This is a genomic window from Flavobacterium sp. Flavsp81 (assembly GCF_059491325.1).
The window spans coordinates 3,562,721-3,577,707 of sequence record NZ_CP168505.1; the positions used below are offsets into that span (position 1 = coordinate 3,562,721).

Genomic DNA, 14,987 nt, shown 5'->3' on the forward strand with positions numbered 1-14,987 from the left:
ATAAATAATGGGAAAAATTTTACGAACACAGAAATTAACGACGTTTTCTGAATTAATAATTGTTATTGCAGGAATCGGTGCAATTTTAGGAGGGGTTTATTACTTATCTCCCGGAATTAAAACAGCTGTTTCAAAACAGTTAAACGGTATAGAATTAAATCAAACCGATGTTAATAATGTAACGAATGCTGAAAAAATTGCACTTCCGTCGAAAGAAATATCTTCAGAAATTGCCGACAAACCTTTAGTAAGAATCGCAGGTTACGCCTGGAATGCCCAGTCTGGAATTATTGTTTCTAATGGTGGTCCAAAAACAACAAAAGGATCATTGATGGAGAAAAATGGAGTTAATCTTGAAATTATCCGTCAGGACTGGCTATCGGAATTGCGTAATATGCAAATGAAATTTATTGAAGAATTTGATAAAGGTGAAGCTTTCCCTTCTTCAGATAAAAGTGTTTTTGCCGTTATGATTATGGGTGATGGTGCGCCATTCTATATAAGTTCTGTTCAAAAGTCACTGGATGAAAAATATGGAAAAGATAAATACCACTTGCAGGTTATGGGTGTAGTGGGTATGAGTTATGGTGAAGATAAATTAATCGGTCCGCCAAGCTGGAAATCAGATCCTAAATCTATGAAAGGTTCTGTTATATCTGCCGTTCTTGGTGATGGTGACTGGGTTACAACAGTTAATTATTGTTTTGCAAACGGATTAAAAGTAAATCCGGACCCGACAACTTATGATGCTGATGCCGTAAATATTTATCCTTCAGAGAATGATGATTATATAAAATCGGCTGAAGAGTTAATTAAATCGCAAACAACTGGCTGGACAGTTACTTTGAAAGAAGTAGTAAACGGAAAATTAACCGGGAAATCGGTTAACAGAAAAATCGATGGCTGTGCTACCTGGACACCGGGAGATAAAACAGTATTTGATAAACTTTCCGGTTTTGTAGATATTGTCTCTACAAAAGAATTCAATAACCAAATGCCAACTGCACTTATTGGAGTGAAAGAGTGGGCTGTAAAAAATCCGGAAATTGTTTCTAATATCTTGAAATCGGCATTAACAGCTTCAAATCAAATGAAGAATTATGAAGACTGGAAAGTAAGAGCATCACAAGCACTTGCAGATACATATAAAATTGAAACGCCTGAATATTGGTATAAAATGTTCAAAGGACAACAAGGAACAAAAGGTGGATTGACATATAATATGGGTGGTTCAAAAGTATTTAATTATGCTGATGCGATGCAATATTTTGGTTTATCAGATGGTGTTAACAGATACAAATCTGTTTATAATCAGGTTTCGGGATATTTAACAGAATTGAATCCGTTTGGATTTAATGAAAATGTTGGAGCTGTTGTTCCTTATGATCAGGCAGTAAATTTATTTTTCCTGAAAAATATCAATGACATCGAATCCACTTCTGCTGATAAAGCAGATTACAGTAACCAGGCGACAGAAGTTGTAGCTTCGGGAGAATGGAAAATTAATTTTAATACCGGAAGTGCTGAAATTTCAAATTCGTCCAGTAAAGAAGTTGAAAAAATTTATAATCTTTTGATTCAGGCAGAGAACACAAAGTTAACTGTTGTTGGACATACTGATAATGTTGGAAATCCGGATGCTAATTTGGCTTTATCAAAAAGCAGGGCAGAAGCAGTTGTGAATTACTTAAAACAAAAAGGAATTCCGGCAAGCCGTTTTCAAATGGTTGATGGAAAAGGCCAAAGTGATCCGGTTGGAGATAATAATTCTGCTTCAGGAAAAGCACTGAATAGACGTGTGGTTATTACTTTATTAAAATAATAAATAAAAATAAAAGGCTGTCTTTCGGGATAGCCTTTACTTTAAATATGATAAAATTTTTAACTCCCTTTGAAAAAATATCAAAACGGAACAAAACCCTTATTTTAATTGGCTGGTTAGTTCTTTTGATAATTATTTGGTTTGCTACGACTTCTGGTGAAAAACATTTATTTCCATCTCCAAGCCAGGTTTTAACCGGTTTTCAGGAATTGTATAATGAAGGTTTGGTTGTACATATTTTCAACTCTTTGAGCTTGTGTTTTATTTCTATTTTCTTAGCCACAATAATTTCATTACTATTGGCCTATTCATGGCCAATTCCGGTATTAAAATCGGTTTCAGAATTTGTGACTAAATTTAGATTTTTACCGTTTACCGGCCTTTCATTTTATATTACAATGGTTGTGCACGAAGCAAGATCAATGCAGGTTTGGATTTTGGTAATTTTCCTGACTACTTTCTTAACAACATCACTGATTGCGGTTATTAAAGACATACCTCAGGAAGAGTTTGATCATGCCAAAATGCTAAAATGTACCAGATGGGAAGTTTTGTGGCAAGTTATTATTTTAGGAAGAGTAGATTATGTGATTGATGTAATCAGACAAAATCTTGCCATAACCTGGATGATGCTTGTAACAGTTGAATCGATTGTTGTAGCTTCTGGCGGATTAGGGTTTTTGATAAAAAACTCTGATAAGTTTATGAATACTGGTCGAATTATAGCACTTCAAATCATTATTTTATTAATAGGTCTTGGCTTAGACGCAGGAATAAATTTCTTAAGAAAAGCACTATTTAGATATTCAAAAATATAATTATGAAACACGAATATAAAGAAACGCTTTTATATGTTGAAAATTTAAGCGTTGCCTATGATAATACTATTATTATAAAAGATATAAGTCTAATAGAAAAAGATGTAGTTAGAGATGGTATACATTGTACGGGTCAGGTTATAGCTTTTGTAGGAAGGTCTGGAAGAGGAAAATCAACCTTTTTTAAAGCATTAACAGGACTGATTCCGTCTAATTCGGGAAAAATTTTAATTAGAGATTTTGAAAACAAAGAACCTAATGCTGCCAAACCTGTAAATGAAGGTGATATTGGTTTTGTAGATCAAAAATATACTTTGTTCAGACACAAAACAGTTACACAGGCATTGAAGTTTTCGCTAAGAAAAACAACGCTTTCAAATACCGAAAAAGAGGAGAAGATAAAAAAGTATTTGAAAGAATGGGGACTGGAAAACTGTAAAGACAAATATCCTAACGAACTTTCCGGAGGACAAAGACAAAGAACAGCTATTATTGAACAATTGTTTTCTTCTGATCAGTTTATTGTTTTAGACGAGCCTTTCTCAGGATTGGATGTAGGGAATATTCAGGAAGTAAAAAAATCTTTTGAGTTATTAAGTAGTTCTTCTGATTTTAATACGGTCATTTTTTCTACGCATGACATTGAATTGGCGATAGAATTAGCGCAGACTATTTATGTTATTGGTTATCCAACTATTAATGGAAAGCAAGAGCATTACGGTACAATTGTCGCTAAATATGATTTGAGGGATATGGGTTTAGCATGGAAAGATTATTGTGATGATCACTTAAAATTATCAAAAGAGATTATTCATCAGATGATGATTTCTTAAACGATTATATGGCAAAAAGTAAGAACCCGATATCGATTTTAGAAGAATCATTTTTGTCTCTAAAAAGATATTTAGAGACAAACATAAAAACTAATGAAGCTATTTTTACGGCTTCATTTGTTAATGATTTGCACAGAGAAACAATAAGTATTCTTGAAACATGTAAGGTGTTAAATCAGGACGTGGAGTTTATTCAAAAAATAAACACCTATGTTTCTCCTGAAATTTCTAAGGGATTACTACTTAAGGCAGAGCATTTTTTTCTTTCAGACATCATAGAACTTTATGATAGAGAATTAGAAAAAAAGAATGAAAAAGCACAATTTGTTCTGGCTTATTATTATGATGCTTTACGAAATAAACACTTTGCGGATCAAAATTCTGTTAATGAATTGAACCAGTTAATTTTTACAGATGAATTTAAAAATCATCTTATAAAAATTAAAAAAGAAAATAAAGTAACATTCTCAAACGAACAGCAGAAACAATATTTACTTCCTGAAATTTTATCTCAAACGAAACATAATAAGCTTGAAGAAATTTTAACCGGATATCAAAATTTTATTCATTTTGGTTTTGACAAAAAGATTGAAAGCAATATTGTATTTAGTAACTTTTTAGGTTTAAAAAAAGCAAAAAGCGAAGATAAAAAAGCATCAGATTTGCCAGAAGAAGATTCGCTTGAAAAAGTGCTTCAGGAACTAAATCTTTTAGTAGGCTTAAAAGAAGTAAAACAAGATGTTGCCGAGCTAATTAATTTATTAGAAATACAAAAAAAGAGATCACAACAAGGATTAAAAAATGTTGAGATTACATTGCATACTGTTTTTTTGGGACCTCCGGGAACGGGCAAAACATCTGTAGCAAGACTATTAAGCAGAATATTTAAGCATTTAGGATTTTTATCCGAAGGTCAAATGTTCGAAACAGATAGGGAAGGTTTAGTTGCGGGTTATGTCGGGCAAACGGCAACAAAAGTAAATAACGCTGTACAATCAAGTCTTGGCGGGGTTTTATTTATTGATGAAGCGTATGCTTTGACCCAGAATTTATCCGGAAATGATTATGGAGCAGAAGCAGTAAATACACTGATCAAAAGAATGGAAGATCATCGCGATGATTTGGCAGTTGTTGTTGCAGGATATACAGAACCAATGCAGATTTTTATTGACTCTAATCCGGGATTAAGATCTCGTTTTAATAGATTCTTTCATTTTAAACATTTTACTCCCGCCGAATTATTTCAAATTTTTGAATTCTATTGTAAAAAATCCGATTTTATTATTTCTGAGGAAGCAAAAGAAAAATTAACGGATACTTTTGAATTGCTATATTCGCAAAAAGATGAAGGCTTTGGAAACGCGAGAGTTGTAAGGAATTTGTTTGAGAAATGTGTTCAAAATCAGGCAAACAGAATTGTAAAACTCAAAAAGCTCAATCAAAAAATTCTAAAAACATTTTCAGAGGAAGATATTCCAGAACCAAAAGAAACTCAAAAAAGTGTAAATTTCAGCGCATCTGATGAAACAGCATAAATTGTTTATGCTTTAATACCTTGGCGAATTCAGTAATTATCTCAAAGAATTGGTTATTTTTGTTTTTTGAAAACTTTATTACTAAATTATTTTGGGATTATATAAAAATCTATTCAAACAGACAGCCATTTACGGATTAGCGACAGTATTACCCCGAATGCTAAGTTTTTTATTGGTTAGATTATACACAGGTATTTTACCAACTGCAGAATACGGTGAAGTTTCAATTGTTTTGTCATGGATGGTTTTCTTTAACGTAATACTTTCTTACGGAATGGAAACCGCTTTTTTTAGGTTTTACAGTGCCGAAGATGACAAGAAAAATGTAATTGCAACAGCTACAATATCTATATTTTGGTCATCGATAGGATTTTTGTTTGCAGGATTAATTTTCAGGAACACATTGGCCAACTGGGCCGAAGTTGACGTGCAATATGTAACCTATTCGATTTGGATATTAGTCCTGGATGCATTGGTTTTAGTCCCTTTTTCTAAATTAAGAGCCAATCAGAGACCAATGGTTTATGCGGCAATAAAAATTGGAAATGTTATAATAAATCTTCTTCTTAATATTTTCTTTTTAATCTATTTGCCAAAAATTGCAGCCGCAAACCCTAATTCTGTTTGGGATAATTTATATGTTGAAAATTTTCAGATTGCTTATATTTTCATTGCTAATTTATTGGCAAGCTTAGCCACATTTATTGTGCTTTCACCAAATTATCTTTCGCTTGGAAGAAAGTTTGATTCTGTACTTTGGAAAAAGATGATGAAATATGGTCTGCCGATTTTGGTTGCCGGTATTGCATTTGCCGTAAATGAGCATTTTGACAAAATTTTATTAGGATACTTATTGCCTGAAAATATCGCAAAATCAGAAGTTGGTGCGTATTCTGCCTGTTACAAATTAGGATTGTTTATGGTTTTGTTTGCAACAGCATTCAGACTTGGGATTGAACCTTTCTTCTTCAGTCATGCAAAAAATGAAAATGCACCTCAGACGTATGCTGTAATCACTAAATATTTTGTGATTTTGGGATCACTTATTTTATTAGGCGTGATTGTTTTTGCTGATATTTTAAAATTACTTCTGCTTGAGAACAGATCATACTGGGAAGCTATGAAAGTAGTACCATTAATTATTTTGGCTAATTTCTTTTTAGGAATCTATAATAATTTATCGGTTTGGTATAAATTGACTGATAAAACAAAAATAGGAGCCTACATCTCTATTGTTGGTGCTATTGTAACTTTGGTTTTAAATTATTTATTAATTCCAAAATACAGTTATTACGGATCGGCAATTGCTACTATCTCAGCATACGGAAGCATGATGTTAATCTCTTATACTTTAGGAAATAAATATTATCCAATACCTTATGATATGAATAAAATTGGAGCTTATTTAGGAATTTCAATTGTATTTTCGGCAATTTCTTTTTATGGATTCAGAGAAAATTACTTTGTTGGAATTCCGTTATTTTTAGCTTTCGTTTATTTTGTTTATCATAACGAAAAAGACACAATCAAAGGAATTATGAATAAAAAGTAATTCAATTTTACTTTTTTATCTTTTTAAATTAAAATGGAAATACAAATTATCAATAAATCTCAGCACGATTTACCAAATTATGAAACAATTGCTTCGGCAGGAATGGATTTACGTGCAAATTTAACTGAATCAATAACGCTAAAACCATTAGAGAGAACCATTGTAAAAACAGGACTTTTTATTGAATTGCCTATCGGTTACGAAGCACAGGTTCGTCCAAGAAGTGGCCTTGCTGCCAAAAAAGGAATTACTGTTTTAAATTCTCCGGGAACGGTCGATGCCGATTATAGAGGAGAAATAGGGGTAATTTTAGTAAATTTATCAAACGAAGCCTTTGTTATTGAAAACGGAGAACGAATTGCACAATTAATTATTGCCAAACACGAAAGAGCTGAATGGGTAGAAGTGTCAGTACTTTCTGAAACAACCAGAGGTGAAGGCGGCTTTGGAAGTACGGGAGTAAAATAAAAAATTAATAATTTTAAAGATTGAAAACTGAAGGATTCTATAATCTTTCAATCTTTCAATTCTTAAATCTTTCAATAAAAAAATATGAAAATAATCGTTCCAATGGCAGGACGTGGTTCAAGACTTAGGCCACATACTTTAACCATTCCAAAACCATTAATTCCAGTTGCAGGAAAATCAATTGTACATCGTTTAGTCGAAGATATTGCTAAAATATTAAAAGAGCCTATCGAAGAAGTTGCATTTATATTAGGTGATGAAGCTTTTTTTGGAGACGACCTTGTGATAAGTTTACAAGAACTGGCACAAAGTTTAGGAGCGAAAGCATCTATTTATCGTCAGGATTTGCCTTTAGGTACAGGCCACGCGATTATGTGTGCAAAAGATTCTTTATCAGGTCCGGCAGTAATTGCATATGCCGATACTTTAATCAGAGCTGATTTTGAATTAGATCCAGCGGCAGATGCGGTAATTTGGGTAAAACAGGTTGATGAACCGGAAGCTTTTGGTGTAGTAAAATTAAATGCAAATAATGAAATCATAGAATTGGTAGAAAAACCAAAAGAGTTTGTGAGTGATTTAGCTGTTATCGGAATATATTATTTTAAAGAAGTTGGTGATCTGAAAAAAGAACTTCAAAATGTTTTGGACAATAATATTCAAAACGGTGGAGAATATCAAATTAATGACGGAATCAAGGCTATGATGGCCGACGGAAAAGTTTTTAAAACCGGAAGCGTTGACGAATGGATGGATTGCGGAAACAAAAATGTTACTGTTGAAACCAATTCAAGAATGCTTGGGTTTTTGCATAATGATGGAGAGCATTTAGTTGATTATGATGTGAAATTAGAAAACGCAACCATTATTCCTCCTTGTTATATTGGAGAAAATGTAGTGTTGAAAAATGCAACAATTGGTCCAAATGTTTCTTTAGGAAAAGGATGTCATGTTACCGACAGTACTATTAAAAACAGTTTGGTACAAACCTATTCTCAAATAAAAAATGCTAACTTAGATAATGCAATGATTGGTAATCATGTAAGTTATGATGGTAAATTTACAAGCATTAGCATTGGTGATTATTCAGTTTTAGAATAAAAAATTCATTTTAAGTAGATTGGGGATAAAATAAAATTATAGAGAATGAAAAAAAGAGTTTTAGTAATTTTATTTTTCGCGTTACTTGGCAATACAGTTTCGGCTCAGACAGAACCGGAAGATATTGCTATGGCTACTGATGAATATAAAGACTCTTTTTATGAATCTTTAAAGCAAAAAGGAATCGAAAATTATGATAAAGCAATCGTTTCCTTAGAAAAATGTATTAGGCTTAAACCAAATGATGCTGTAGCATATTTTGAATTAGGGAAAAATTATTTTGCTTTAAAAGAATATCAAAACGCACAAAGTTCATTCGAAAAAGCAACTCAATTAGACCCTAAGAATAAATGGTTTTGGCTGGGAATTTATGATGTTAGTTATGAAACAAAAAATTATCCTCTGGCGATAGAAACAATTCAAAAAATTATTCCATTCGACGAAGAGTATAAAGATGATTTGATTTCGTTATACATGATTACCAATCAGTATGATAAGGCGCTTTTTCTTATTACCGAAATGAATGATAAATTCGGAAAATCCGAAGATCGTGAAAGATATAAATTACAGATTCTGTCACAGGGAAAGTATCAAAATGCAGAGATTTCCAATTTGATTGATCAGATTAAAAAAAATCCGAAAGAAGAATCAAATTACGTAAACCTGATTTTTTTGTATTCGAAATCCGAAGAAACAGATAAAGCTTTAGAAATTGCAAAACAACTGGCAAAAGAAATTCCAGCTTCTGAATGGGGTCAAGTGAGTTTGTTTAAGGTATATTTGGATGCAAACCAGGCTGACAAAGCTATTAAATCGATGAATGTAATTTTGTCAAGTTCTAAAATTGATTCAAAAATAAAACATCGTACGCTAAATGAGTTTTTGATTTATGTGAATAAAAATCCGCAATATGCTCCTGATCTGGAAAAAGCGATTGCTTATTTTGATAATGATAAAGAAGTAGATGTTGCAAAAGAAATTGGAAAATTTTATCACAGTAAAAACCAATTTGAAAATGCGATTAAATATTATGAGAAAGACTTAAAATCAAATTCAGATACAGATCGTGAGACCAATTTACTTTTGCTGGAAGCGTATATGAAAGCAAAGCAATTTGAGCCAATGACAAAAAGAGCTATGAATATGATTGAAGTTTATCCAAGTCAGCCACAATTTTATTATTATGCCGGTTTGGGAAATAATCAATTACAACAATTTAAAAATGCAAAAACCGTTTTAGAAATGGGTCTTGATTATGTTGTTGATGATATAAAATTGGAAGCGAGTTTTAATATTCAGTTAGGAGAGGCTTATAATGGGTTAGGAGATGCTAAGAAAAAAGAGGAATACTTTTTGAAGGCAAATGAATTATTAAAGAACAAAAAATAAAAGATTAAATTCAGATGAAAAAATATATAGTGATAGTATTGATGGTAATCTTTATGATTTCCTGTAAGTCTAAAGCAGTTGCAGTACAAAACAGTAATAGTGAAGTTGTAGCAAAAACAGACAATAAAGTAATAGAAAAGCATTACGATAATAAATTAGATTTCTCGACACTATACATAAAAGCGAATGCCAGATATGTGGATGAAAAACAGAGTCAGAATGTTACTGCTGAAATAAAAATTAAAAAAGATGAGCAAATTTTAGTAAGTGTCCGTTTTCTCGGAATTACCATGGCAAAAGCTTTGATTACACCAACGGCAGTAAGTTATTATGAGAAAATAAACGGAACTTATTATGAAGGGGATTTTACCAGTTTAAGTAAATGGTTAGGAACTGAACTTGATTACAGTAAAGTACAAAATTTATTGGTTGGTGAAGCTTTAGATGATTTGAGAAAAGGAAAATATACACAAACAATTGTAGAAAACCTTATTCGTCTGGAAGATGGAAAAGATAATAATCTGAAAAAAGCATTCTTTTTGGACGCTGAAAAATATTTGCTTCAAAAAGAAGAAATATCTCAAACGAGAGAAAACAGAATGTTAGAGATTAAATATTCTGATACTAAAGTTTTTGACCAGGGAATACTTCCAACGAGTATCGAAATTAATGCGACTCAGCCAAAAGGCAAAACAGATATTAATTTAAATTACAATACAATTTCGTTCAACGAGGAACTTTCTTTCCCATATAGTGTTCCAAGTGGCTATAAAAAAATTATAATTAAGTAAATTTGCAAAAAGATAATAGAAAAATGCCAAAATTTCTCCTAAGCCTGATTTTTATATGTGCCACAACTTTTGTGTGGGCACAGGATTCGCAACAAGAAAAACTTGAACAGCGTAAAGCTCAGATTCAGCAGGAAATCAGAGATAACGAAAAAATGCTGCAATCTGTAAAGAAAAAAGAGAAATCTGCTGTTAACGTTTTTCTTATTCAGGCCAATAAAATAAAATTAAAAGAAAAATTGATAAACACTACTGCAAAGCAAGAAAAGCTTCTAAGTAATGATATGTATATTAATCAATTAAAAGTAAACAAGTTAAAAAGGGAATTGGCAGTATTGAAAGAAGATTATGCCAAAATGATCCTAAAATCATACAAAAGCCGTTCTGAACAAAGCAGGGCAATGTTTATTTTGTCTTCAGAAAGTTTTTTACAGGCTTACAAAAGGGCACAATATTTAAAACAATATACTACTTTTAGAAAAAGTCAGGGTATGGAAATCCAGTCTAAAACAGCAGAGTTAGTTGATTATAATGCTAAATTAGATGGACAAAGAAAAGTGAAGAAAAAAATCATTGCTGAAAATCAAAAAGAAAAACAAAGCTTAGAAGTTGAAAAGAAAGAGCAGCAAAAGTTAGTTAATTCGATTAAAAAAGACAAAAATAAAATTATCGCCGATACAAGAGCGAAACAAAAGGAATCAAAAGCAATTGATGCGAAAATTAAGCAATTGATTCGTGCTGCTATTGCTGAAGCAAATAGAAAAGCAGAAGAAGAAAGACGAAAACGAATAGCAGAAGGCAAAAGTACTGAAAGTAGTGAACCAGCACCAGCTAAAAGTTTTTCATCTGATAGAATTGCGTTAACACCGGAAGGTAAAATATTAGCAGCTGATTTTAAGGCAAACAGAGGAAAATTACCATGGCCGGTAGAAAAAGGATTTATTTCATTAGGTTATGGAGATCAGCCACACCCATTATATCCATCACTGACGGTTCATAATTCCGGAGTTGAGATTACAACAGAACAAGGAGCAAATGCACGGGCCGTATTTGAAGGAGTAGTGTCAAAAGTTATAGCTTTGTCTCCTGTAAACAGAGCTGTTTTTATTCAGCATGGAGATTACTTTACCGTATATCAAAACCTAAGTTCTGTATCTGTTGAACAAGGTGACAAAGTAAAAGTTAAACAAAGTATTGGAAAAGTAAGAACCAGTGGAGATACAGGAAAAACAATCATTAAGTTTTTGATTCTTCAAAATACATCAAATAATAATCCGGAAGGATGGCTGCAAAACAGATAAATTATTAAAGGGAGCTTAATTGGCTCCCTTTTTTATTATTGCTATTACAATTGTTTGATTGAAATTTAAAAATAGTATTTTTGCACTATGGAAACAAATAGACAGAAAAAAATAGGCGGTGTCATACAGAAAGATCTGGTTGATATTTTGCAAGGTGAAGTGAGAAAAAACGGAATTAATAATTTAGTGATTTCGGTATCCAAAGTAAGTGTTACTTCAGATTTATCTGTGGCAACAGTATATTTAAGCATTTTTCCACAAGAAAAAGCCAAAGAAACTTTAGAAGGAATAAAATCTAATACAACCTTAATTAAACACGACTTGTCTCAACGTGTACGTTTGCAATTGCGTCGTGTACCAAACCTGGTATTTTTTATTGATGACTCATTAGATTATATTGAGAAAATTGATAATGCATTATCAAACAGAGAAAACCCAATTGAGAATCGTGATCTTTTAGAAAAAAGAAGAAAATCATAAATTGAATTTCCCCTTTTACATAGCCAAACGTTATATTTTTAGCAGAAGTAAAAACAATGCTATAAATATTATTAATCTCATTGCCAGCATGGGAATCATTGTTGGTACAATGGCTTTGTTTGTGGTGTTATCTGTTTTTAGCGGATTAAAAGTCTTTAGTCTCTCCTTTACAAATGAAATTGATCCGGATTTAAAAATGACCAGTACCTACGGAAAATCATTTTTGATTACACAGGATCAGGAAAAACAAATTAAAAAAATTGACGGAGTTGCTTCATATACCAAAATTATAGAGGAACGTGTTTTGTTTTTGTTTAAAGATAAACAGCAGGTAACTTATTTAAAAGGGGTCGACAGTCTTTATCCGGTTGTAAACGATATCAAGAAAAAACTTTTTAATGGTCAATGGCTTAAGCCGGAAAGTTACCAGGTTGTTATCGGTTACGGAATTGCACAGGATTTCTCAATGGGAATAATGGATTTTGAAAACCCTTTGCAGATATTTGCTCCAAAACCGGGAAAAGGGGCTATTGAAAATCCTGAGGAAGCATTTAATAAAACTGAAGTTCTGCCTGTTGGAATTTATTCTGTCAGTGAAGATCTGGATTCAAAATATGTGTTTGCCGATTTGGGTTTAACACAGGAATTATTAATGTATAAATCGAATCAGATTTCAGGAATCGAATTTAAGCTAAAAGAAAATGCGGATGAAAATTTAATTAAATCTAAACTCGAAACGATTTTCAAAAACAAAATTACTTTAAAAAACAGAGCACAGCTTAATGCGTCTTTGTATAAAATGCTTAATACTGAAAACATTGCCGTTTATCTGATTTTTACTTTGGTGATTATCGTGGCACTTTTTAATTTGATTGGCGCTTTGATTATGATGATTTTGGAAAAGAAAGGAAATCTAAAAACCCTTTTTAATCTTGGAACTGAAATCAAACATTTGCGAAAAATATTCTTGCTTCAGGGAACTTTGCTAAGTATTTTAGGCGGTGTAGCTGGTCTTGTTTTAGGTATAATTCTGGTTCTTTTGCAACAGCGATATGAGATGATTATGATTACACCAACTTTAGCATATCCGGTTGTTTTTACTCTGGAAAATGTTCTCATTGTTTTGGGAACAATTGTTTCACTTGGTTTTGTGGCTTCCTTAATCGCCAGCAGCAGAGTGAGTAAAAAGCTGTTAAATTAAAATATTTCTTCGTAAAAAAAAATATTCTTATATTTAACGTCTTAAAATTTAAGCATATGATTGTTTCTGCCTAATCCTATTTTATTTTTTAGAATAATTAGGATACTTACGTTTTTTCTTCAGTTCAGATTATTACATCTGGACTAATCTTTTCATTTATCCTAAATATATCATGACAGAAATAACAATAAAAAAGAATTTATTTTCTAAAATTTTCACCACTTTAAAATTAGCAATCAAAGGAGACGAATCTTTTGATTACACTGCCGGAAGCATTAAAAAAGCAGTCATTCTATTAGCCATTCCAATGGTTTTGGAAATGATGATGGAATCGGTTTTTGCGCTTGTCGATTTGTATTTCGTCGGACATTTAGAACACAGTAGTTTCGCGATACAAACTGTCGGTTTAACCGAATCTGTGCTTACAATTATATATTCTTTAGCAATCGGAATGAGTATGGCGGCTACAGCCGTAGTGGCGCGACGCATTGGAGAAAAAGATCCAATCGCTGCCGCCAAAGCCGGAATGCAGGCTATCATTATTGCTTTTGCAGTTAATAGCGTTATGAGTATTTTGGGCGTAATTTATGCCAAAGATATTCTGATTTTGATGGGAGCATCTCTTGAAGCCGCAGAACATGGTTATCGATTTACACAAATTATGATTGGAAGCAGTTTATGCATTATGCTTTTATTCCTGATCAACGGAATATTTCGTGGTGCCGGAAATGCTGCCATTGCCATGAGGAGTCTTTGGTTGGCCAATATTTGTAATATTATTTTATGTCCGGTATTGATTAATGGCTTTGGTCCGATTCCCGCTTTTGGATTAATAGGTGCTGCGATGGCAACTACGTTAGGAAGAAGTATTGGAGTACTATATCAAGTATATCATTTGTTTTTTGGAAAAGGAGCTTTAAGAATTATAATCTCTTATTTTATTCCGGATTTTCAGCAGATTAAAGCTTTGGTGAAAATTGCGGCTCCTGGTATTTTACAATTCGTAATTGCTTCCTGCAGCTGGATTTTCCTGGCGCAATTGGTAGCTACGACAGGTGGAGATCATGGTTCTGCAGGGTATCAGACAGCATTGAGAATTATGATGTTTTTTATTCTTCCGGCTTGGGGATTAAGCAATGCTGCCGCAACTTTGGTTGGACAGAATTTAGGAGCAAAGCGAATTGATCGTGCCGAAAAATCAGTTTTTACAACTGCAAAATACAATGTGATTTTTATGCTAACAATCATGATAGTTACGTTATGTTTTGGTCAATACATTATTTCGTTTTTTACCAATGATGAAATGGTGAAAACAATTGCGGTTGAAGCTTTACAAATTATGAGTATCGGATTTGTTTTCTACGGAATCGGTATGGTATTGATTAACACATTCAATGGAGCAGGAGATACCTGGACTCCAACAGGAATTAATTTTTTTGGATTTTGGTTATTCCAGATACCTTTAGCCTTTATACTGGCAAAACATTTTGAGATGGGACCAACAGGGGTTTTTATTGCAATTCCTGTTGCCGAAACTGCTATAACATTAGCTGGGATTTTCTTTTATAAAAGAGGAAAATGGAAACGTATTCAGGTATAAACTTATAAAAAAAGATCTTCATTTTGAAGGTCTTTTTATTTTGAAAAAATAATATCTTCGGGGTATAAACAAAATCGTATCTTTAGCTTTTAAATTTTT

The 14,987-nt window shown here is 32.4% G+C and carries 13 protein-coding genes; all 13 read left to right on the forward strand.

Annotated features, from left to right (window positions below):
* Window positions 1-7 precede the first annotated feature (7 nt).
* Window positions 8-1,822 carry an OmpA family protein gene (locus ACEN92_RS14885; protein WP_495639135.1) on the forward strand — a complete coding sequence of 605 codons (1,815 nt, stop codon included), beginning with the start codon at window positions 8-10 and terminating at the stop codon, window positions 1,820-1,822.
* A gap of 47 nt (window positions 1,823-1,869) precedes the next feature.
* On the forward strand, window positions 1,870-2,640 hold the full coding sequence (locus ACEN92_RS14890; protein WP_495639136.1) for an ABC transporter permease: 771 nt from the start codon (window positions 1,870-1,872) through the stop codon (window positions 2,638-2,640).
* A 2-nt stretch (window positions 2,641-2,642) separates the two neighbouring features.
* Window positions 2,643-3,473, forward strand: a complete 831-nt coding sequence (locus tag ACEN92_RS14895) for an ATP-binding cassette domain-containing protein (protein WP_495639137.1) — start codon at window positions 2,643-2,645, stop codon at window positions 3,471-3,473.
* Window positions 3,474-3,481: 8 nt separating this feature from the next.
* Window positions 3,482-5,008, forward strand: a complete 1,527-nt coding sequence (locus ACEN92_RS14900) for an AAA family ATPase (RefSeq protein ID WP_495639138.1) — start codon at window positions 3,482-3,484, stop codon at window positions 5,006-5,008.
* A 91-nt stretch (window positions 5,009-5,099) separates the two neighbouring features.
* Window positions 5,100-6,560, forward strand: a complete 1,461-nt coding sequence (locus tag ACEN92_RS14905) for a lipopolysaccharide biosynthesis protein (RefSeq protein ID WP_495639139.1) — start codon at window positions 5,100-5,102, stop codon at window positions 6,558-6,560.
* 33 nt (window positions 6,561-6,593) lie between these two features.
* The gene (gene dut, locus ACEN92_RS14910) at window positions 6,594-7,028 is read left to right on the forward strand and encodes a dUTP diphosphatase (protein ID WP_495639140.1); all 435 of its coding nucleotides are present in this window, start codon (window positions 6,594-6,596) and stop codon (window positions 7,026-7,028) included.
* An 84-nt stretch (window positions 7,029-7,112) separates the two neighbouring features.
* Window positions 7,113-8,129: a sugar nucleotidyltransferase gene (locus ACEN92_RS14915; RefSeq protein ID WP_495639141.1), complete on the forward strand. Its 1,017-nt coding sequence runs from the start codon at window positions 7,113-7,115 to the stop codon at window positions 8,127-8,129.
* Window positions 8,130-8,174: 45 nt separating this feature from the next.
* Complete coding sequence (locus tag ACEN92_RS14920; protein WP_495639142.1) at window positions 8,175-9,518, forward strand: tetratricopeptide repeat protein; 1,344 nt, start codon at window positions 8,175-8,177, stop codon at window positions 9,516-9,518.
* 14 nt (window positions 9,519-9,532) lie between these two features.
* Window positions 9,533-10,309 (forward strand): lipoprotein insertase outer membrane protein LolB1, encoded by a 777-nt coding sequence (gene lolB1 / locus ACEN92_RS14925; protein ID WP_495639143.1) that lies wholly within the window; start codon window positions 9,533-9,535, stop codon window positions 10,307-10,309.
* Between the two features lie 23 nt (window positions 10,310-10,332).
* Window positions 10,333-11,607, forward strand: a complete 1,275-nt coding sequence (locus tag ACEN92_RS14930; RefSeq protein WP_495639144.1) for a murein hydrolase activator EnvC family protein — start codon at window positions 10,333-10,335, stop codon at window positions 11,605-11,607.
* Between the two features lie 87 nt (window positions 11,608-11,694).
* On the forward strand, window positions 11,695-12,087 hold the full coding sequence (gene rbfA / locus ACEN92_RS14935; protein WP_007808467.1) for a 30S ribosome-binding factor RbfA: 393 nt from the start codon (window positions 11,695-11,697) through the stop codon (window positions 12,085-12,087).
* A 1-nt stretch (window position 12,088) separates the two neighbouring features.
* A complete protein-coding gene (locus ACEN92_RS14940; RefSeq protein ID WP_495639145.1) occupies window positions 12,089-13,288 on the forward strand; it encodes an ABC transporter permease in 1,200 nt (399 codons plus the stop codon).
* A 172-nt stretch (window positions 13,289-13,460) separates the two neighbouring features.
* A complete protein-coding gene (locus tag ACEN92_RS14945) occupies window positions 13,461-14,888 on the forward strand; it encodes an MATE family efflux transporter (protein ID WP_495639146.1) in 1,428 nt (475 codons plus the stop codon).
* Window positions 14,889-14,987: the final 99 nt, after the last annotated feature.